General features: G+C 73.3%; 20 protein-coding genes and 1 pseudogene. 15 read left to right on the plus strand and 6 right to left on the minus strand.

Going from position 1 to position 19,643, the window contains the following annotated elements; genetic code table 11:
• Window positions 1-43: 43 nt before the first annotated feature.
• The 6 genes from AC3RJ8_RS00435 to AC3RJ8_RS00460 all read left to right on the plus strand — a co-directional run bounded on the left by AC3RJ8_RS00435 (window position 44) and on the right by AC3RJ8_RS00460 (window position 4,496).
• On the plus strand, window positions 44-1,396 hold the full coding sequence (locus AC3RJ8_RS00435; protein WP_489714009.1) for a sensor histidine kinase: 1,353 nt from the start codon (window positions 44-46) through the stop codon (window positions 1,394-1,396).
• A 13-nt stretch (window positions 1,397-1,409) separates the two neighbouring features.
• On the plus strand, window positions 1,410-1,571 hold the full coding sequence (locus AC3RJ8_RS00440) for a response regulator transcription factor (RefSeq protein WP_489715543.1): 162 nt from the start codon (window positions 1,410-1,412) through the stop codon (window positions 1,569-1,571).
• A gap of 231 nt (window positions 1,572-1,802) precedes the next feature.
• Complete coding sequence (locus AC3RJ8_RS00445; RefSeq protein WP_489714010.1) at window positions 1,803-2,744, plus strand: hypothetical protein; 942 nt, start codon at window positions 1,803-1,805, stop codon at window positions 2,742-2,744.
• 85 nt (window positions 2,745-2,829) lie between these two features.
• Window positions 2,830-3,378, plus strand: a complete 549-nt coding sequence (locus tag AC3RJ8_RS00450) for a DUF488 domain-containing protein (protein WP_489714011.1) — start codon at window positions 2,830-2,832, stop codon at window positions 3,376-3,378.
• A gap of 78 nt (window positions 3,379-3,456) precedes the next feature.
• Window positions 3,457-3,876, plus strand: a complete 420-nt coding sequence (locus AC3RJ8_RS00455; protein ID WP_489714012.1) for a hypothetical protein — start codon at window positions 3,457-3,459, stop codon at window positions 3,874-3,876.
• Window positions 3,873-4,496, plus strand: a complete 624-nt coding sequence (locus tag AC3RJ8_RS00460) for a class I SAM-dependent methyltransferase (protein WP_489714013.1) — start codon at window positions 3,873-3,875, stop codon at window positions 4,494-4,496. The genes AC3RJ8_RS00455 and AC3RJ8_RS00460 overlap by 4 nt, the downstream gene beginning before the upstream one ends.
• Here the strand turns inward: AC3RJ8_RS00460 and AC3RJ8_RS00465 are convergent.
• From AC3RJ8_RS00465 to AC3RJ8_RS00475, 3 genes are read right to left on the minus strand one after another with little or no spacing between them, the layout of a single operon-like run.
• Entirely contained in the window at window positions 4,481-4,879 is a 399-nt protein-coding gene (locus AC3RJ8_RS00465) for a nuclear transport factor 2 family protein (RefSeq protein WP_489714014.1), read from the minus strand. The two genes, AC3RJ8_RS00460 and AC3RJ8_RS00465, sit on opposite strands and share 16 nt — an antisense overlap.
• A 41-nt stretch (window positions 4,880-4,920) precedes the next feature.
• The gene (locus AC3RJ8_RS00470) at window positions 4,921-6,003 is read right to left on the minus strand and encodes an App1 family protein phosphatidate phosphatase (protein ID WP_489714015.1); all 1,083 of its coding nucleotides are present in this window, start codon (window positions 6,001-6,003) and stop codon (window positions 4,921-4,923) included.
• A gap of 38 nt (window positions 6,004-6,041) precedes the next feature.
• Window positions 6,042-6,767 (minus strand): ZIP family metal transporter, encoded by a 726-nt coding sequence (locus AC3RJ8_RS00475; RefSeq protein ID WP_489714016.1) that lies wholly within the window; start codon window positions 6,765-6,767, stop codon window positions 6,042-6,044.
• A 53-nt stretch (window positions 6,768-6,820) separates the two neighbouring features.
• Here AC3RJ8_RS00475 and AC3RJ8_RS00480 point away from each other — a divergent pair, with 53 nt between their 5' ends.
• Both AC3RJ8_RS00480 and AC3RJ8_RS00485 read left to right on the plus strand, forming a co-directional pair.
• Window positions 6,821-7,282: a DoxX family protein gene (locus AC3RJ8_RS00480; RefSeq protein WP_489714017.1), complete on the plus strand. Its 462-nt coding sequence runs from the start codon at window positions 6,821-6,823 to the stop codon at window positions 7,280-7,282.
• Between the two features lie 30 nt (window positions 7,283-7,312).
• On the plus strand, window positions 7,313-7,762 hold the full coding sequence (locus AC3RJ8_RS00485) for a hypothetical protein (RefSeq protein WP_489714018.1): 450 nt from the start codon (window positions 7,313-7,315) through the stop codon (window positions 7,760-7,762).
• Here the strand turns inward: AC3RJ8_RS00485 and AC3RJ8_RS00490 are convergent.
• Together AC3RJ8_RS00490 and AC3RJ8_RS00495 are read right to left on the minus strand one after the other, a co-directional pair.
• Window positions 7,759-8,865: a sensor histidine kinase gene (locus tag AC3RJ8_RS00490; protein ID WP_489714019.1), complete on the minus strand. Its 1,107-nt coding sequence runs from the start codon at window positions 8,863-8,865 to the stop codon at window positions 7,759-7,761. The genes AC3RJ8_RS00485 and AC3RJ8_RS00490 overlap by 4 nt on opposite strands.
• Window positions 8,858-9,553, minus strand: a complete 696-nt coding sequence (locus AC3RJ8_RS00495; protein WP_489714020.1) for a response regulator transcription factor — start codon at window positions 9,551-9,553, stop codon at window positions 8,858-8,860. Before AC3RJ8_RS00495 ends, AC3RJ8_RS00490 begins: the two co-directional genes overlap by 8 nt.
• An 87-nt stretch (window positions 9,554-9,640) precedes the next feature.
• Between AC3RJ8_RS00495 and AC3RJ8_RS00500 the strand changes: the two are divergent.
• A pseudogene (locus AC3RJ8_RS00500) lies at window positions 9,641-10,159 on the plus strand (D-alanyl-D-alanine carboxypeptidase family protein); the annotation flags it as partial.
• Between the two features lie 124 nt (window positions 10,160-10,283).
• On the opposite strand, the gene AC3RJ8_RS00505 reads toward AC3RJ8_RS00500, so the two are convergent.
• Window positions 10,284-10,874 carry a DNA-3-methyladenine glycosylase I gene (locus AC3RJ8_RS00505; RefSeq protein ID WP_489714021.1) on the minus strand — a complete coding sequence of 197 codons (591 nt, stop codon included), beginning with the start codon at window positions 10,872-10,874 and terminating at the stop codon, window positions 10,284-10,286.
• A gap of 265 nt (window positions 10,875-11,139) precedes the next feature.
• Here AC3RJ8_RS00505 and AC3RJ8_RS00510 point away from each other — a divergent pair, with 265 nt between their 5' ends.
• From AC3RJ8_RS00510 to AC3RJ8_RS00535, 6 genes are all read left to right on the plus strand, one after another.
• Window positions 11,140-12,162: a LacI family DNA-binding transcriptional regulator gene (locus AC3RJ8_RS00510; RefSeq protein WP_489714022.1), complete on the plus strand. Its 1,023-nt coding sequence runs from the start codon at window positions 11,140-11,142 to the stop codon at window positions 12,160-12,162.
• An 84-nt stretch (window positions 12,163-12,246) separates the two neighbouring features.
• Window positions 12,247-13,527, plus strand: a complete 1,281-nt coding sequence (locus AC3RJ8_RS00515; RefSeq protein WP_489714023.1) for a sugar ABC transporter substrate-binding protein — start codon at window positions 12,247-12,249, stop codon at window positions 13,525-13,527.
• A gap of 67 nt (window positions 13,528-13,594) precedes the next feature.
• On the plus strand, window positions 13,595-14,578 hold the full coding sequence (locus tag AC3RJ8_RS00520) for a carbohydrate ABC transporter permease (protein WP_489714024.1): 984 nt from the start codon (window positions 13,595-13,597) through the stop codon (window positions 14,576-14,578).
• Window positions 14,575-15,393 (plus strand): carbohydrate ABC transporter permease, encoded by an 819-nt coding sequence (locus tag AC3RJ8_RS00525; RefSeq protein WP_489714025.1) that lies wholly within the window; start codon window positions 14,575-14,577, stop codon window positions 15,391-15,393. Before AC3RJ8_RS00520 ends, AC3RJ8_RS00525 begins: the two co-directional genes overlap by 4 nt.
• A gap of 11 nt (window positions 15,394-15,404) precedes the next feature.
• Window positions 15,405-17,417 carry a glycoside hydrolase family 127 protein gene (locus AC3RJ8_RS00530; protein WP_489714026.1) on the plus strand — a complete coding sequence of 671 codons (2,013 nt, stop codon included), beginning with the start codon at window positions 15,405-15,407 and terminating at the stop codon, window positions 17,415-17,417.
• Window positions 17,414-19,507 carry a glycoside hydrolase family 31 protein gene (locus AC3RJ8_RS00535; RefSeq protein WP_489714027.1) on the plus strand — a complete coding sequence of 698 codons (2,094 nt, stop codon included), beginning with the start codon at window positions 17,414-17,416 and terminating at the stop codon, window positions 19,505-19,507. The genes AC3RJ8_RS00530 and AC3RJ8_RS00535 overlap by 4 nt, the downstream gene beginning before the upstream one ends.
• Window positions 19,508-19,643: the final 136 nt, after the last annotated feature.

Below are 19,643 nucleotides of genomic sequence, written 5' to 3' on the forward strand. Positions count from 1 at the left end.
GCGGGGGAGGCGCGGCGGCGGTCCGCTCGGCAGACTGGCGGGCATGGTGGTGGGGACAGCGAGGGGCCGACGGCGGCACCCCGGCGTGCGACGCGCCGTCGGACCGCTCGTGGCCGGGTCCACCGTGCGTGCCGGGATCTACCTCGTCATCGGGGGTGTCCTCGCCGGGGCGTACCTGACGCTGGTGGCCGGGTTCGTGCAGATGTTCGCCTCGACGGACGTCCCGCGCGCGGCCGTGGTGGTGCTGGCGCTCGTGACCCTCGCCATCGTCGGTGCGCCGCCGTTCCTCGCGTCGGTGCGCACGCTCCAGGTGCTGGCCGTGCGCACGTTCCTCGACGTGGACCCGCGCGACCTGCCGGAACCGTCCGGCCCGCCGAGCGCCGCGACGCGGTGGCGCGGGGCCGCCTGGTTCGCGCTCCACCTGGCGCTGGGCGCCGCCGTCGCCGTGGGGCTCCTCGTCGCCGTCCCGGTGGCCACCCAGCTCGTGCTGTCCGCGGCCGGGGCGGACCGCTCGATCCTGCGCGGCGTGGCGCCGATCAGCGACAGCCCGGTCGCCTGGCTGGCCCTCGCCGTCGTCCTGCTGCTCGCCCTGCCGTACCTCGTGGCGCTCGCCCGCGGGGTGCTGCGACAGGCTGCCGTCCCGCTGCTCGGCCCGGACCAGTCGGACCGCATCGCCGAGCTCGAGGCCGACGCCCGCCGCGCCGCGGAGCGGGGGCGGCTCGCTCGCGAGCTCCACGACTCGGTGGGGCACGCTCTGACCATCACCACGCTGCAGGCGGCCGCGGCTGCGCGACAGGTCGACACCGACCCCGCGGCGGCCCGCCGCGCGCTCGCCGCCGTGGAGGAGACCGGGCGCGCGGCGATGGCCGACCTCGACCACGTGCTCGGCCTGCTGCGCGAGGCCGCCGGGGCGCCGGGCGGGCCGGCCGTCGGCGGGCCGACGTCGGCACCGTCGGCACCTGCTGCTCCCGCGGGCCCCGTCAGAGACCTGCGCCACGTGGCCGACCTGGTGGAGGACGCGCGGCACGCGGGCACGGAGGTCACCCTGTCGACCGACCCGGACGCGCTCCGGCCGGTCGTCCCGGCGGCCGTGTCCCGCGAGGCGTACCGCATCGTGCAGGAGGCGCTCACCAACGCCGTCCGGCACGCGCCCGACGCCCCGGGTGCTCGTCCTGACGACGTTCGAGAACGACGACCACGTGCTCGACGCCCTGCAGGCCGGCGCCCAGGGGTTCCTGCTCAAACGGGCGAGGCCGGAGGAGATCGCGCAGGCCGTGCGCGTCGTCGCACGGGGCGACTCGCTGCTGTTCCCGGACGCGGTGCGCCGGCTCGCCGCCGGCCGTCCGCCGTCGGGCGAAGCCCTGGCCTCCGCGCGGCTCACCCAGCGCGAGGGTGAGGTGTTGCGGCTCATGGCGGACGGGATGTCGAACGCCGAGATCGCCGGTGAGCTGTACGTCGGCGTCGAGACGGTGCGGACGCACGTGGGCAACGTGCTGGGCAAGCTGGGGGTGCGCGATCGGACGCAAGCCGTGGTGCGCGCCTACACGTCGGGGTTCGTGCGCGCCGGCTGAGGTTCCCCCGCACGGGTGAGGCACCTGGTCGCGGCGGGGGATCCGGCCGCCGCCGCGGGCCACGAGGCTCGTGGCATGACCACACGCGAAGCTCCGCAGTCTTCACCCCCGGCCGGCCGCACGTCACGTCGCGACCGGGCACCCCGCCGTGCCGAGACCCTCGCCGCCGTCGGGTGGGCGGCCGGTCTCGTCCTCGCGCTCCTCCACCTCCGGGCCGTGGGCTCGGCCGCGATGGCACCCGAGGCGCTCAACCACGGCCTGCTCCGGGACGTCCCGGTCGAGAGGCTGGCCACCGGTGTCGCTGCGTTCGCGGCCGTCGGTGCCGCGCTCGCGGCCTGGATGCGCTGGAGCCGGTCCACCGCGCGCGGACCGCGGGTCGCCGTGGCCGTCGGTACCGGCGTTGTGCTGCTGTGCGCCGTCCTGCTGGTCGACGCCACCGTCCTGGCCGGACTCGGCTACCTGCCCGCGATCCTCGTGATGTCGCTGTTCAACGCCGAGGTGCGTGCCTCCCTCGACCACTACGTGGCGCCCGACTTCCTGTTCCAGACGGCCGTGCTGTGCGGCGCGGTGCTCCTCGCCGTCGCCGCCGTGCGCTCCGCCCGACGCAGTCGGCGGGAGTGCGAGCGCTGCGGCCGTCGGCACGACGGCCCGGGCCCGATGTGGACGACGCCGGCGGCGGCGGCGCGCTGGGGCAGGGTGGCGGCGCTCGTGGCCGCCGCGATCCCGGCCTTCTACGGCCTGACCCGCATCGCGTGGGCGTTCGGGATCCCGCTGGGCTTCTCCCGGGAGTCCGTCGAGTCGATGCGTGGGATCGACCTCATCGGGCCCGTCGGGCTCGGCTCGTTCGCCCTGCTCGGCGCAGCGCTCACCCTCGGCCTGTACCAGCGCGGGGGCGACGTCTTCCCGCGCTGGACGCTCGGCCTCGCCGGCAAGCGGGTCCCCGTCGGCCTCGCCGTCGTCCCCGCGACCGTCGTGGCCGTGGCCGTGCTGCCCGCCGGGATCTCGATGATCGTCCTCGGCCTGTCCGAGGGGCTGCTGGGGCTGGACGCCGAGACGTGGGGCGCCGTGGGCCCCGCGTTCCTGTGGCCGCTGTGGTCGCTCGCGCTCGGAGCGGCGACCTTCGCCTACTGGCTGCGCCGCCGCGGCACCTGCCCGGCGTGCGGGCAGGCCTGAACGAGTTCGCGCCGGGTTGCCGGGTGCCGGGCCGGCGCCCGGCACCGACCTACGATGAGGTGGCCGCAGCGTGAGGAGGTCGTCGATGGACGCGTCGCCGGGCGAGATCTGGACGGTCGGGCACTGGACCTGCCCGCGCGAGGAGTTCCTCGAGACCCTGGGGACCGCCGGCGTGGAGCTGGTGGCCGACGTGCGCCGGATGCCCGGGTCGCGCCGCAGCCCGCAGTTCGACGCCGAGGAGATGACCGACTGGCTCGCGGCCGCGGGCATCGGCTACGAGTACCTCACCGAGCTGGCCGGACGCCGGCCGAAGCAGCGGGACGTCGACCCGGACCTCAACGCCGGCTGGCAGAACGTCAGCTTCAAGAACTACGCCGACCACACCCTGACGCCCGAGTACGAGTCCGGCCTGGCCCGTCTCGCCGCCCTGGCCCGTGAGCGCCGCGTCGCCGTCCTGTGCGGCGAGCCGATGCCCTGGCGCTGCCACCGCCTGCTCGTCGCCAACACGTTGACGGCGCGCGGCTGGCGGGTGGTGCACCTCCTGAACGGCGGCCGCCCGCAGCCGCACGAGCTGGGGCGCTGGGGCGCGACGCCGTCGGTGGGCCCGGGCGGTGTGGTGACCTACCCGGTCTGACGGGTGAGAACGGCGGACGACCGGTTCTCACCCGCTGGTCGCGATCACGTCCGCCCGTCCCGGGCGCACCATCGAGAGATGACCACACCACTCCTGGCGGATCGCGTCTTCGAGACCGGCGTCGCGATGATGGAGGGCCTGTCGATCTACCTCGGCGACCGGCTCGGCTGGTACCGCGAGCTGGCCGCGGGCGGCCCGCTCACGCCGGCCGAGCTCGCCGACCGGACGCACTCGCAGCACCGCTACGCGCGCGAGTGGTGCGAGCAGCAGGCGGCGGCCGGGTTCCTCACCGTGCGCGGCCCGGCCGACGACGCCGGCGACGGCGCGGGCGGGCGTGCGGTGGACGACCGTCGGTTCGAGCTCGATGCCGAGGGCGTCGCCGTCTTCACCGGCACGACCTCCACGGACTACCTGGCACCGTTCGTCCGGCTCGTCGCGGCGGCGGCGTCTCGTGGCAGCAGCTCGGCGACGACGCGCGGAGCGGGCAGGCCGACATGAACCGGCCGTGGTTCGAGCACGTGCTGCCGGGCAGGCTGGCCGAGGTGGCGCACCTGCACGCCGCGCTGGGCCGACCGGGCGCGGTGGTCGCCGACGTCGGCTGCGGGTACGGCTGGTCGACGATCGCGCTGGGCCGCGCCTATCCCGACGCGAGGGTGGTGGGCATCGACATCGACGCCCCGTCGGTCGAGCGGGCGCGCGCCAACGCGGTGGCGGCGCGTGTCCACAACGTCGAGCTCGTGCACAGCGCCGGTGAGGACGTCGAGGGCGGACCGTACGACGTCGTCTTCCTCTTCGAGTGCCTGCACGACATGCCGTACCCGGTCGAGGTGCTCTCCGCCGTCCGGGCCTCGCTGACCGACGGCGGAACCGTCGTCGTCATGGACGAGGCCGCCGACGACGAGCTCACCGCACCGGCCGACCTCGTCCAGCGGGCGCTCTACGGGTTCAGCGTGCTGTGCTGCCTGCCGGACAGTCTCAGCCACCCGGGCAGTATCGGTACCGGCACGGTCGTGCGGCGCGACGTCGTGGAGCGGTACGCCCGCGAGGCCGGGTTCGCCAGCACCGAGGAGCTGCCGATCGAGGACTTCGGCTTCTGGCGCTTCTACGAGCTGCGCTGAGCCGCGCCCGCCGCCTGCTGCGGCCGTGCGCCCTCCGGCGGCGTCTGGTCGACGTCCGTCCAGACCTCAGTCATGTCGGCGAGGAGGCCGTCACGTACCGTGACGAACGTCGCGACCTCGAAGTGCTGCCGCTCGCCCGCTGTGGTCCCGGTGACATGGGCACGCGAGACCGCGCGGTCTCCCTCGGCGACGCAGTCGAGGAGCTCGAAGCGCTCGAACCCCGGGTAGTCGGCGTTCAGCCTGACCCACGCGTCGCGGTCGAACGTCTCGCCGGTGTGGACCAGCCGGCACGTGAAGTCCGCATGGAGCAGGCCCGGCAGCTCGTCCCAGCGATGACCGTCGATGACCGCGGCGAGGCGTTCGATCATCTCTCTCGGTGACATGGGGCGAGTGTGCCAGCCGGGTCCGACACGCCTCGCGGGGCTCATGGGCCGAGCACCCCGGGGACCTCGGCGAGCCGACGGGCCAGCTCCGCGCCGTCGGGTCCGGTGACCGTCGGCACGCCGGCCGGCGCCCCCGTCGCGGGCCCGTCTGCCGGGTGCGGCCCGGCGTGCCCGACCTGACGGATCGCGACCGCCGCCACCTGGCCCGGCCGACGCTCGACGGCGCGGGCGTAGACGCCGACATCGTGCTGGCTGTCGTCCCCGACGAGGAGCCACCGCACGTGCGGGAACCAGGACATCAGCAGGTCGAGGCTGGCGTTCTTGTGCGCCTCGCCGCTGCGGAACCACCCGGTCATCGTCGGACCCCAGTCGGTGAGCAGCAACGGGCCGGGCGGGTAGGCGTGGCGGGCGAGGAACGCCCGGAGCGTCGCCGCGGTGTTCCACGCACCCGTGGAGACGTAGACGAAGGCACCCTGCGGGTGCGCCGTCTGCAGCGCGCGGAAGAGCTCGGGCATCCCGGCGACCGCGCGTCGCTTGCTGGAGTGCCGCACGAACGTGTTCCACGCCGCCAGGAGCGGGCGCGGCACGGAGGTGACCATCGTCGTGTCGTCGATGTCGCTGACCACGCCGAACCGGGTGGTGGTGTCGATGACGAGCAGCGGGGCGTCGATGGCCGGCTCGTGCTCCGGACGACGGGAGCCGTCCGACGTCGGGAGCACGTCGGTGTCGACCAACCGTGCGTGCTGCCACCCCGCGGGCAACGGCCGGTCGGCGGGGACGTCCACCTGCACGTCGATGTAGCCCGCGCGGTCGGTGCGCACGGTCTCGCGGGTGCCACCCACCTCGACCCGGACGCGACGGCGGGGCGCCGGCACGGTGAGGAAGTGCCGGAACCCTCGGCGCCCGGCCCGGTAGGCGTGGTCGGCGGCGTCCCGGCCCGGCGGCGCGAGCAGGACCCGGGCCAGCACCCGTACGCGATGCTCGGTGCCGTAGCCGGTGTACGCCTCGATGCGTGGCCGCCAGCCCGCCCGGGCGAGCAACCAACCGGCGGCCGCGTAGAAGCGGTCCTCGACCACCGCCGCCAGGTGCGGCCGCTGCGACGGGTGCGGCGTGTGGGTGACCATGCCCCGATTGTCCACGTCCTGACGGATGTCGCGACCTGTCACCCGACCGCCGAGAGCCCGAAGGTGGCCGCGAACCCGAGCACCGTCACCAGGCCGGTCACCGGCCCGCCGTGCTCGGTCGCCTCGGGGATCATGGTGTCGACGAGCATCGTCAGCAGCGCCCCGGCGGCGAACGCCTGCACGACGGCGAGGATCTCCGGGGGTGCGCCGGCCAGGGCTGCGTAGCCGACCCCGGCGGCCACCGCCGACACGAGCGTCGTGCCGCCCCACAGCAGGAGCAGGCGCCCCCTCGACATGCCGGCCTCGCGCAGCCCCACCGTCGCGGCCATGGCCTCCGGGAGGTTGGAGACGAACACGGCGACGAGCACGGCGACGCTCACCCCACCGCCCCCGACGAGCGTGGAGCCCAGCACCACGGACTCCGGGACGCCGTCGAGCACGGTGCCGAGCGCGATGGCCCCGCCGGAGCCCTGGCTCTGGGCGCCCGACGAGCGCTTGCGGTGGTCGCCGCCGGAGCGGTCGATCAGGAGGTCGCCGACGAAGAACGTCAGCGACCCGGCCGCGAGGCCGGCGAGCAGGAGCCAGCCGCTCGCCGACTCGGCCGCGTCCTGGACGAGGTCGTAGGCGACCGCACTGATGAGGACACCCGCGCCGAAGGCCATGATCAGCCCGGTGAGCCGCCTGCTCGGTGTCCGCCACAGCACCAGCAGCGCGCCGACGACCAGCGACGAGCTGCCCAGCAGTCCCCACCAGAAGCCCTCCACCTGCCCATCAGACCAGGTCGCGACCCCGGCCGCACGGTGCGACGATCGCCGGCATGGACCTCTCCGTGCTGACCCGGCCCGCACCTCGCACGTCCGTGCCGCGCACACTGACGCGGATCGTGCTCGGGCTGGCGCTCGCGGGTGCTGGCGCCACGCACCTCACCGTGGCGCGGGAGGAGTTCCAGGCCCAGGTGCCCGGCTGGTTCCCCGTCGACGAGGACGTCACCGTGCTGGCGTCCGGCGTGGTCGAGATTGTCATCGGCGGCTCGCTGGTGGTGCTCTCGCGGTGGAAGGTGGCCGTGGGCCTGGTCGCCGCGGCGTTCTTCGTGGTGATCTTCCCCGGCAACGTGGCGCAGTGGCTCGAGGGCAAGGACGGGTTCGGGCTGGACACCGACGCCAAGCGGCTGGCGCGCCTGCCGTTCCAGGCCGTGCTGGTCGCCGCCGCGCTGTGGTCGACGGGCGCCTGGTCGGCGCTGCGCCGGGCCGGACGGGCGGACGACCGCTCCGACGGGTGAGCAGACCGGCGGCGTGCCAGCATGCTTCCGATGAGTGACACCGACCTGCCCGACGGCCGGCACACCACCCCCGACGGGGTGTCGGACGCGACCGTCGAGGCGCTCGGCATGCTGAGCGAGGCGCTCGAGACCGTCGAGCGCGCCCGCGGTCACCTCTACACGTTCCACCAGCTCACCGGGGAAGCCGACCTCGCCCTGGGCGACGCGGTGGACAAGCTGCGGGAGGCGGGCCACGACGACGTCGCCCGGCGGATCGCCGAGGACCTCGTCGGCCGCAACGTCATCGCCGGTCGGTGGACGTTCCAGATCGTCGAGGACTACGACGACGGGTACTGGCACGCGTTCCGCGAGCACGAGAAGGCCGCGCGGGACGAGCTGGCCGGTGGCGTGCGGCACCTGGCCGAGGCGCGGATGAAGCAGGAGCGCCGCACCCACGGCCGTGCCGGTCACGAGGCGTCGCCCGGAGACGTCGGCGGCTAGGGAGCGGGGACCGCACCCGGCGCTGGGACGGCGGGCAGCAGGACCACGACGCGCAGGCCGCCGGAGGGGCGCGGGTCGATCGACAGCGTCCCGTCGTGGGCATCGACGATGCTCCGGACGATGGCGAGGCCGAGTCCGACACCCGCGTGGTCGCCGGTGCGGGTACGCCGCGCGCCGCGCTGGAACGGCTCGGCGAGAGTCGCGACCAGGTGCGGGTCGAGCTCGTCGCCGGTGTTCTCGACCGTCAGCGCCACGGAGTCCTGGTGGGCGGTGGTGGTGGTCCAGACCGTCCCCTGCCCGGGGCTGTTGTGCACGATCGCGTTGTGCAGGAGGTTGACGGTCAGCTGGAGCAGGAGCGTGCGGGAACCGGCCACGGGAGCGACGTCGCCGGACGTCTCCAGCGCGACACCGCGCCTCTCCGCCAGCGGGAGCAGCGTCTCGGTGGCCTCCTCGGCCAGCAGCGAGAGGTCCAACCGTGCAGGGGTGAACGAGCGCTGGTCGGCGCGGCTGAGCAGCAGCAGCGCCTCGGTGAGCTCGATCGCCCGGGCGTTGACGGTGCGGAGTCGTCCCACGAGCTCGACGTGGTTGTGGTCCGGGTCGTCGCGGGCGACGTCGAGCAGGGCCTGGGTGGTCGCCAGGGGTGTGCGGAGCTCGTGGGAGGCGTTGGCGGCGAACCTCCGCTGCTCGGCCATGTGCGCCTCGATCCGGGCGAGCATCGAGTCGAACGCGTCGGCGAGCTGGCGGAACTCGTCCTGCCGTCCCTCCAGGCGGACGCGGTGCGAGAGCCTTCCCGTCGCGGCGATCCGCGTGCCCTCCGTGAGCCGGGCCAACGGCGAGAGCATCCGCCCCGCGAGGAACCACCCTCCGACGAGGCCGAGCGCCAGGAGCAGGAGCAGCGCGAGCACGGCGCGGGGGACGAACGCGTCGACCAGGTCCGAGCGGTCGGGGACGAAGCCGCCCCGGGTGGGGATCGCGCCGTCGGGCACGTAGCGCAGGAGGAACACCCACACCACCGTCAGCAGCAGCGTGCCGGCGATCAGGAGGAAGCCGGCATAGCTGAGGGTGAGCTTGAGGCGGACGCTCGTCCCGGGCGCCCTAGCCATCGACGTCGCTGTCCCCGCCCGGCTCCGGGCCGGGTTCGATGCGGTACCCCGTTCCCGGCACGGTCGAGATGACCCACGGCTCGCCGAGACGCTTGCGCAGCGCCGAGACGGTGATGCGCACGGCGTTGGTGAAGGGGTCGGCGTGCTGGTCCCACGCCCGCTCCAGGAGCTCCTCGGCACTGACGACGCCACCCTCGGCGGCGACGAGCACCTCGAGCACGGCGAACTGCTTGCGGGTGAGCGGGACGTAGCGTCCGTCGCGGTAGACCTCGCGGCGGAACGGGTCCACGCGCAGGCCCGCGATCTCCTGCACCGGCGGTCGGTGGTGGGCACGCCGGCGATCGAGCGCCCGGAGACGGAGCACGAGCTCTCTCAGCTCGAAGGGTTTGGTGAGGTAGTCGTCGGCGCCGAGCTCGAAGCCGGAGGCCTTGTCGTCGAGCCGGTCGGCCGCCGTGAGCAGGAGGATCGGCATGCCGCTCGCCGACGACACGATGTGCCGGGCGACCTCGTCACCGGAAGGGCCGGGGATGTCGCGGTCGAGGACCGCGACGTCGTACGAGCTGACGGAGAGCATCTCCAGGGCGATGTCGCCGTCACCGGCGATGTCCGCGGCGATCGCCTCCAGCCGCAGGCCGTCACGGATGGCCTCCGCCAGGTAGGGCTCGTCCTCGACGATCAACGCGCGCACCCGGTCGATGGTACGAGGAAGGGCATATCGCCGGCCTATCGAAAAGTGGATACGCCCTGGCAACGTCCGGCCTCCTTGGCTGGACGCATGACCAGCACCACGCACGCACGGACGTCGAAGCGCAGCACGAGCGGCCTCGTCACCCTGGCGATCTCCTGCCTGGCGGTGGGCGCCCTCGGCGGCCTCGCCGTGGCCCTCTCGACGTCGCCGTCCGCAGGCGACGCGTTGCCGGACGCCGTCCGGTTCCTCGACAGCGCCCAGGGCGAGACCACTGAGCCGGGCGAGGCCGACGGCGTCCTCCCGCACGGCGCGACGGTCCTCGACGAGGAGCTGCCGGGCATCGCGGGGCTCGACGCGGACCTTCTCGCCGCCCTGCGTCGGGCGACGGCGGACGCCGCGGACGACGAGTACGAGATCCAGATCAACAGCGGATGGCGCTCCGCCGGCTTCCAGAGCCACCTCCTCGAGCAGGCGATCGACGAGCACGGCTCCGAGGAGGAGGCTGCCCGGTGGGTGGCCACGGCGGAGTCGTCCTCGCACGTGACCGGCGAAGCGGTCGACATCGCGCCCTACGACGCCATCGACTGGCTGTCCCGCCATGGTGACGCCTACGGCCTGTGCCAGGTCTACGGCAACGAGTCCTGGCACTTCGAGCTGCGCCCCGAGGCTGCCGAGGACGGGTGCCCCCGCCGACGTACCCGGACGCGACGCACGAGCAGCAGTGACGCCGTCAGGAGCCGGCCGGTGAGCTCCCTGCGACGGACGGGCACGTGGCGAGGTGGTCGTCGACCAGACCGCACGCCTGCATGGCCGCGTACGCCGTCGTCGGGCCGAAGAACCGGAAGCCCTCCTTCTTCAGCGCCTTGGCGAGCGCCTTCGACTCGTCCGTGACGGCGGGGACGTCCTGCCAGGTGGCGACCCGCTCGGCACGGGCCGGGGGAGCGAAGGACCAGAAGAGCTCGTCGAGGGTGCGTCCGGACTCGTGCAGCGCCAGGACGGCGCGCCCGTTCGCGACCGTGGCCTCGATCTTGGCGCGGTTGCGCACGATGCGCGCGTCGCCCAGGAGCCGCTCGACGTCGTCGGGCGTCATGGCGGCCACGCGCTCCGGCTCGAACCCTTCGAAGACCTCGCGGAACGCGTCGCGCTTGCGCAGGATCGTCAGCCACGACAGGCCGGACTGGAACCCCTCGAGGGCGATCCGCTCGAGCAGCTCCGCCTCGCCGTGCACGGGATGTCCCCACTCGGTGTCGTGGTACTCGGCGTAGAGCGGGATGCCGTCGCCGAAGCATCGGGCGCCGGGGGTCGTCGTCTCCTGGGTCATGCCCACAGCCTGACGGAGGGGACCGACACGCGCCGCCGGTTGTCCACAGGCCGACCCCCTCCCGTTGTGGGTGCACGACACGCGGTCGGGCCGACCGGCCCACCGGCGTGTCGTGCACCCACAACGGAAGGGGAGGCGCGAATCGGTTCGACGACGGAGAACGATTGCTGCCGGAAACAAGCCAGATTCTCACCCTTGCGTGACCGCGGGAGGGCGATGTACTGTCGAACCGGTTCGCAAAGTTCAACGGAGATCTGGAGGCACGGTGGCCACCATCGGGGACGTCGCTCGCGTGGCGGGGGTGTCGCGCAGCACGGCGTCGTACGCGCTGTCCGGCAAGCGCACCATCTCGGCCGACGTCCGTCGCCGAGTCGAGGCCGCCGTCCGCGACCTCGGGTACACGCCGAACGCCGGTGCCCGTGCCCTCGCCACCTCCCAGACCCGCGTCGTCGGGCTGCTGGCCCAGTTCCTCGAGGACGAGTTCGCCCCGGCCATGCTGCAGTACATGCTCGGCGTCTCCAACACGGCGCGCGAGCTCGGCTACGACATCCTGCTGTCCACGGAGGCCGACGGCCGCAACGCCCTGCGGCGGATGACGAACTCCCGCATGGTCGACGGGATCGTGCTGCTCAACGTCGCCGAGCACGACGACCGCCTGCCGATCCTGCGCGAGGCGCCCCAGCCGGGCGCGCTCGTCGGCCTGCCCGCCGACTGCACCGGCGTCGACGTCTTCGACCTCGACTTCGAGGACGCGGGCCGGCTCATGGTGGACCACCTGCACCGGCTCGGGCACCGCGAGCTGTTGCTCGTCTCGCAGCCCGAGCACGTCGTCGAGCGGGGCGGTGCCTACGTGTGGCGCCTGCAGAACGCCGCCGTCGAGGCGGCGCGCGCCCGGGGCATCACGCTGCACGCCGAGTTCGGCTCGGCGCACCAGCCGGAGGTCGGGCGCGACCTGCACGGTCTGCTGGACGCCTACCCCCACGCCACCGGGCTGCTCGTCAACAACGAGGCCGCCGCCGCCGCGCTGCCGACCGTGCTCCACGAGCGCACGCTCACGGCGCCGGCTGACCTGTCCGTCGTCGGGCGTTACTCGGACGAGTTCGCCCGCACGTTCTCCCTGCCGTACTCCTCGATCGAGAGTGCGCCCGACCGGCTCGGCCGCATGGCCGTGCGTGAGCTGGTCCGGCGCATCGAGGGGCAGGCAGGCCCCGACGAACCGCACGTCGTCCGGTTCGTCTCGCCCGAGCTGGTCGACCGGGGGAGCACAGCGCCCCCGCGAGGGGACTGATTCTCTGCACCACCTTCCGGGGTGGCTCTCTCGCCGCCCATCATCGAACCGGTTCGACACGCATTTCCGTTCAAGGAGGAACACATGATTCCCGTCACCCGCCGCCGCACCGCCCTCTCGGCCACAGCGGCCCTCGCCCTCGTCGGAGTCCTCGGCGCCTGCTCGTCCGACGACGGGTCCGGCAGCTCCGACGGAGCATCCGGAGACGCCGCCGGCGGCACCTACACCTGGTGGGACCCGTACCCCCAGCACGACGGCTCGTCCGACTGGGAGGCGCGCGTCCAGGCCTGCGGCGAGGACGCGGGCGTCACCATCGAGCGCACCGCCTACGACACGACGGCGCTGACCAACCAGGCGCTGCTGTCGGCCCAGGAGGGTACGTCGCCCGACGTCATCCTCATCGACAACCCCGCCGTGTCCACGCTCGCCGACACCGGCATGCTGACCACGGTCGAGGAGTTCGGCCTGGACACGTCCGCGATCGACCAGAACCTGCTCGACGCAGGCGTCGTGGACGGCAGCGCGTACGGCATCCCCATCGGCGCCAACACGCTCTCGCTGTACTACAACGCCGAGGTCCTCGAGGACGCCGGCGTCGACCCGGCGTCGATCACCGACTGGGACTCGCTGACCGCCGCGCTCGCGCAGGTCACCGACGCCGGCCACAAGGGCATCACGTTCGCGGGCATCGGCACCGAGGAGGGCTCGTTCCAGTTCCTCCCGTGGTTCTGGGGCTCCGGCGCCGACCTCACCGACCTGTCCTCCCCGGAGGCCGTCGAGGCCCTCGAGCTGTGGAAGGGCTGGCTGGACGAGGGCTACGCGCCCAACACCGTCATCAACAACTCGCAGAACACGGTGTGGGAGGAGTTCCTCACCGGTGACTTCGCCTTCGCCGAGAACGGCACCTGGCAGGTCAACAGCGCGGCCGAGGCCGAGTTCGAGACCGGCCTCGTCCAGCTCCCGGGCAAGGACGGCGGCGTGGCCCCCGCGCCGACCGGCGGCGAGTTCATCGTCGCCCCGGTCCAGGAGGACACGGCTCGCTACGACGTGACGCGCGAGATCGTCGAGTGCATGACCACGCCGGAGGGATTCGTCGAGACGGCGAACACGTTCGCGTACTACATCCCGCCGACGGCGGAGGGCCAGGAGCAGCTGCTCACTGAAGACTCTGGGGACCCGGACCTTACCCCCTGGGTCGAGGCCGTGCAGAGCGCCAAGGGCCGCACCAGCGACGGTCTCGGGACCGACTACCCGCTGATCTCCGAAGCGCTGTGGACCGCCGTGCAGAACGCGCTGTCCGGCGCGGCCACCCCGCAGGAGGCGCTCGAGACCGCGCAGTCCGAGGCCGAGGCCGCCACGAGCTGACGGGCCTCCGCCCCTCAGCCACACCACCCGCGCTCGTCCTGAGCGCGACCGTCGAGAAGGACCTCTCATGACCAGCACCCCGGCAGACGTCGGGTCGCGCGGAGCGCCGCGCGGCGCGGCGGGCACCACGCCCGCCGCGCCGCCCGGCGGCCGGCGCCGACGGACGCTGAGCTCGAGCCAGTGGGCCGCGGTGGGCTTCGCCGCACCGCTCCTGGTGTACCTCGTGCTCTTCTACGCCTACCCGTTGTGGCGCAACATCGACCTGTCCGTGCACGACTACACGATCCGTGCGTTCGTGCAGGGCGACGCCGAGTTCGTCGGGCTGCAGAACTACGTCGACGTCTTCAGCTCCTCGACGTTCCCCACGGCCCTGTGGAACACCTTCGTGTTCACGTTCGGGTCGATCGCCTTCCAGTTCACGATCGGCCTCGCACTGGCCGTGTTCTTCCGGTCGAGCTTCCGGCTGTCCAGCACCCTGCGCGCGATGTTCCTCGTCCCGTGGCTGCTGCCGCTGATCGTGTCGGCCTCGACCTGGGCCTGGATGCTCAACAGCGAGAACGGCATCGTCAACTCGGCGATCACCGCGTTCGGCGGCGAGCAGATCAACTGGCTCACCTCGCCGGACACGGCGCTGCTGTCGGTGACGATCGCCAACATCTGGCTGGGCATCCCGTTCAACCTCGTGATCCTGTACTCGGGGCTGCAGAACATCCCCGGCGAGGTCTACGAGGCCGCGTCGCTCGACGGCGCCGGCGCCTGGCGGCAGTTCTGGTCCATCACGTTCCCCCTGCTGCGCCCGGTCTCGGCCATCACGATCCTGCTGGGGCTGATCTACACCCTGAAGGTCGTCGACGTGATCTGGGTGATGACCACCGGCGGGCCCGGCGACGCCTCCACGACGCTCGCCATCTGGTCCTACCGCGAGGCCTTCGGCACCGGACAGCCGGACTTCTCGCCGGCGGCCGCCGTCGGCAACCTGCTCATCGTCATCGCGCTGGTGTTCGGCTTCCTGCACCTGCGCCTCCAGCAGCGCCAGGAGGCCTCGTCATGACCGAGCGCAAGATCTGGTGGAAGACGCTCCTGGGCCTCGTCTTCACCGCGTTGATGCTGTTCCCCGTCTACTGGATGGTGAACGTCTCCTTCACGCAGACGCGTGACCTGCGGGCCGACCCCCCGCACTGGTTCCCCTGGAACCCCACGTTCGAGGGGTACGAGGCGGTGTTCGACCAGCAGCTCCCGGCCCTGGGCACCAGCCTCCTCATCGGGCTCGGCTCGGTCGTGCTCACCGTGGTGATCGCCGCCCCGGCCGGGTACGCGCTGGCGCTGCTGCACCTGCGGGGCGGGCGCACCCTCAACTTCCTGCTGCTGGTCGCCCAGATGATCCCCGCGGTCGTCATGGCGATGGGCTTCTACGCGGTCTACAACAACCTGGGGCTCCTCAACACGGTCCCGGGGCTCATCGTGGCGGACTCCACGATCGCGGTGCCGTTCGGGGTGCTGCTCTTCACGGCGTTCATGTCCGGCATCCCGCGCGAGCTGCTCCAGGCCGCCCGCGTGGACGGCGCCGGGGCGTGGCGGACGTTCGTGGCGATCGTGCTGCCCATGAGCCGCAACTCGATCCTCACCGTGTCGCTGTTCGCGTTCCTGTGGGCCTGGTCGGACTTCATCTTCGCCTCGACGCTCAACCGCAACGGCGACCTCATCCCGATCACGCTCAGCATCTACAACTACATCGGCAACAACACCACGCAGTGGAACGCGATCATGGCGACCGCCGTCGTCGCCTCGATCCCGGCGTCGATCCTGCTCGTCGTCGCCCAGCGCTACGTGGCGGCCGGTGTGACCGCCGGTGCCGTCAAGGACTGAAGGACATCGACGTGACAGACACCCTCATCAGCAGCGGCGTGCTCGCCCGCCCGGTGGCGCCCGGCGGGAGCCGCCGTGGCCTCGGGATCGGCGAGCTGGCGCTGGACGGCGGATTCTGGGGCGAGCTCCAGGAGACCAACGCGCGCGCCACCCTGCAGCACTGCCTCGACTGGATGGAACGGCTCGGCTGGCTCGCCAACTTCGACCGAGTCACTGACGGAACAGCCGGGACGCCCGGCGTCACCCGGCCCGGCTGGCAGTTCTCCGACTCCGAGGTCTACAAGCTGCTCGAGGCGGCGGCCTGGGAGCTGGGCCGCACCGGCGACCCTGCCGTCGAGGCCCTGTGGACGCAGGTCGTGGCGCGGGTGGCCGCGGCCCAGGACGACGACGGCTACCTCAACACCTGTTACGGGCACAGGGCCCAGCCCGCGCGCTGGTCCGACCTGTCGGCCGGCCACGAGCTGTACTGCGCCGGCCACCTCCTGCAGGCGGCCGTCGCCCGGGTGCGGACCCACGGCGAGGACCTGCTGGTCGAGGTCGCCCGCCGCGCCGCCGACCAGGTCTGCCGGGAGTTCGGCCCGGACGGCCGCCAGGGCATCTGCGGGCACCCCGAGATCGAGGTCGGGCTCGCCGAGCTGGGCCGTGCGCTCGGCGAACCGCGGTACACCGAGCAGGCCCGCCTGTTCGTCGAGCGGCGCGGGCACGGCACCCTCGCCCCGATCGCGCTGCTCAGCCCCGCGTACTTCCAGGACGACGTCCCGGTGCGCCAGGCCGACGTGTGGCGCGGCCACGCGGTGCGCGCGCTGTACCTCGCGGCCGGGGCGGTCGACGTCGCCGTCGACACCGGTGACGCCGAGCTGCGTGCCGCCGTCGAGCGGCAGTGGACGCGCACGGTGGAGCGCCGCACGTACCTCACCGGGGGCATGGGATCGCGCCACCAGGACGAGGGGTTCGGCGACGACTTCGAGCTGCCGCCCGACCGGGCCTACTGCGAGACGTGCGCGGGCATCGCGTCCGTCATGGTCTCGTGGCGCCTCCTGCTGGCCACCGACGACGTGCGGTACGCCGACCTCATCGAGCGAACCTTCTTCAACGTGGTCGCCACCTCGCCACGGACGGACGGCCGCGCGTTCTTCTACGCCAACCCGTTGCAGCAGCGCGAGGAGGGCGCGCCCATGCAGCCCGACGCGGTGAACCCGCGCGCCGAGGGCGGTGCCCGGGCGCCGTGGTTCGACGTGTCGTGCTGCCCCACCAACGTGGCCCGCACCCTCGCCTCGTGGCACACGTACGCGGCGTTCGTCGACGACGTCGGCGGCCCGGACGACGGCGCGGCGGTCGTCACCCTGGCCCAGTACGCGGCGGGCGACGTCCGCGTCGCGGTCGGCGACGGCGAGCTCGCGCTGCGCGTCGACACCGGCTACCCGACGACGGGGACGGTGCGCGTCGAGGTCGTGGGCGTCCCGGCGACCCCCGTGACGCTGCGCCTGCGGGTCCCGCACTGGGCCGACGGCGCGACGCTCGCGACGTCGTCGGGCGCGTCGTCGACCGGGAGCGAGGGCGCGGCACGTCCCGCGGCCCCGGGCTGGGTGGCGGCCCCCGCGGCGCTCGCGGTGGGCGACGTGGTCGTCCTCGACCTGCCCGTCGGGCCGCGGCTGACCTGGCCGGACCCGCGCGTGGACGCCGCCCGCGGCACGGTCGCCGTCGAGCGCGGCCCGCTCGTGCTGTGCCTGGAGTCGGTGGACCTGCCGGGCGGGGTCCCGGTGGAGAGCGTCCGTCTCGACACCAGCGTCGCGCCGCGCGCGCACGCGGACGGGGCGATCGTGCACGCCCGCACCGCACCGCTGCCCGACGGCGGTTCCGGACGCCCGCCCTTCACCTCCGGCCCGCCGGGGTCGGCGGAGCCCGGGGCGGAGCTGCCCGAGCTCCCGCTCGTGCCGTACCACCGCTGGGCCGAGCGCGGCCCGTCGACCATGCGCGTCTTCGTGCCCGAAGAGGCTCGCGTGCCTGAAGGAGGCTCCCAGTGACCACCCACCCCGCACCTCCCGTCCGGGCCGACGGCGACCGGCTCGTCTGGCGTGGCGGCGGCGAGGTCCTCGTCGTCGAGCCGTGGGGACGTGACTCCGTGCGGGTGCGCGCCACGGTCATGGGCGACGTCGAGGATACCGACTGGGCGCTGCTGCCCCCGGACCCGGAGGCGCACGACGACGCGCGGGTCGAGCTCCGCCCGGACGGCGCCACCCTCGTCAACGGCGGGATCCGGGTCGAGCTCACGGCGTCGTCGTGGTTCCACGACCCGGTCGGCTACGAGGTGTTCCGCTGCGACCTGGCGTTCTACGACGCCGAGGGGCGGCTGCTGTTCCGCGAGCTGGGCCGCGGCGGCTCGCTCGACCTGCGCGCGCGGGCTTTCCGGCCGCATCTCGGCGGCGACGGGTACGCCCTGACCGCGGCGTTCGAGGCGGACCCGGACGAGCACCTGGCCGGGATGGGGCAGTACCAGCAGCACGTCCTCGACCTCAAGGGCTCCACGTTCGAGCTGGCGCACCGCAACTCCCAGGCGTCCGTGCCGTTCGTCGTCTCCAGCGCGGGGTACGGGTTCCTGTGGCACGACCCGGCGATCGGGCGGGCGACGTTCGCCCGCAACCGCACCGAGTGGCACGCGGAGTCCACGCGGCAGCTCGACTACTGGGTGACGGCGGGTGCCACGCCGGGCGCGATCGCGCGGAACTATGCCGACGTCACCGGGCACGCCCCGATGATGCCGGAGCGCGGGCTCGGGTTCTGGCAGTGCAAGCTGCGCTACTGGAACCAGGAGCAGCTGCTCGAGGTGGCGCGCGAGCACCGTCGTCGGGGGCTGCCGCTCGACGTGATCGTCGCGGACTTCTTCCACTGGCCGCACATGGGCGACTACCGGTTCGAGGAGGAGTTCTGGCCGGACCCGGCCGCGATGGTGGCCGAGCTGGACGAGCTCGGCGTCGAGCTCATGGTGTCGGTGTGGCCGCAGGTCGCGCTGTCCTCGGAGAACTTCGCGTTCCTGCGGCAGCACAACATGCTGGTGCGCGCCGATCGTGGCCTCGACGTCCAGATGTCCTTCGAGGGCCCGAGCGCGTTCCTCGACGTCACGAACCCCGAGGCGCGGCAGTGGCTGTGGGAGACGTGCCGACGCAACTACGGTGAGTACGGGATCCGCACGTTCTGGCTGGACGAGGCGGAGCCGGAGCTCGGCGTCTACGACTACGACGCCTACCGGACCCATCTGGGGTCCTACCAGCAGGTCGGCAACCTCTACCCGCAGGCCTTCGCCCGGGCGTTCTTCGAGGGCCAGGCCGCCGACGGCGAGACCGACGTGGTCAACCTGCTGCGGTGCGCGTGGGCCGGCAGCCAGCGGTACGGCGCGCTCGTGTGGTCCGGCGACATCTCCTCGACCTGGCAGGACCTGGCACGCCAGGTCACCGCGGGCATCCACATGGGCGTGGCCGGCATCCCGTGGTTCACCACGGACATCGGCGGCTTCCACGCCGGGGACGTGAGCGACCCGGCCTTCCACGAGCTGCTGGTGCGCTGGTTCCAGCTCGGTGCCTTCAGCCCGGTCATGCGCCTGCACGGCGACCGGCTCCCGTACGAGGACGTCACCGCGGCCGACGGGTCCCGGCGGCTCCGCTCCGGCGGGCCGAACGAGCTGTGGAGCTTCGGCGACGAGGTGTACGGCGTCCTGGAACGCTACGTGCACCTGCGTGAGGTGCTGCGCCCCTACGTCCGCGAGGTGATGCGGGCCGCGCACCTCGACGGCCAGCCCGCGATGCGCGGGCTCTTCCACGAGTTCCCCGACGACCCCCGGGCGTGGGAGGTCGACGACCAGTTCCTGCTCGGGCCCGACCTGCTCGTCGCCCCCGTGCTGGCCCCCGGCGCGCGGCAGCGCCCCGTGCACCTGCCGGCCTGCGCGTCCTGGACCGACGCCGCGACCGGCGAGGTGCACGACGGCGGGACCACCGTCGTCGTCGACGCGCCGCTGGACGTCGTGCCCGTGTTCCTGCGTGACGGAGCGCTCACCCACCTGGTGGGCCGGACCGCCGGCGTCGCCGACGGGGCGCTCGCGGCCGGAGCGGCGCGCCCGTGACCTGACCACCGGAGGCGGTCCGGTCGTCCGTACCGTCGAACCGGTTCGACACCTCGGGTCGACTGGCCCGACCGAGCACGAGAGGAGGGAGAGCACCACCCGCCACCGGCGGGCACTCGTACGACGAGGTTCGAGA

The sequence above is a fragment of the Isoptericola sp. MSGPD8_1_ISO-PGPR-S23-394 genome (assembly GCF_058072785.1).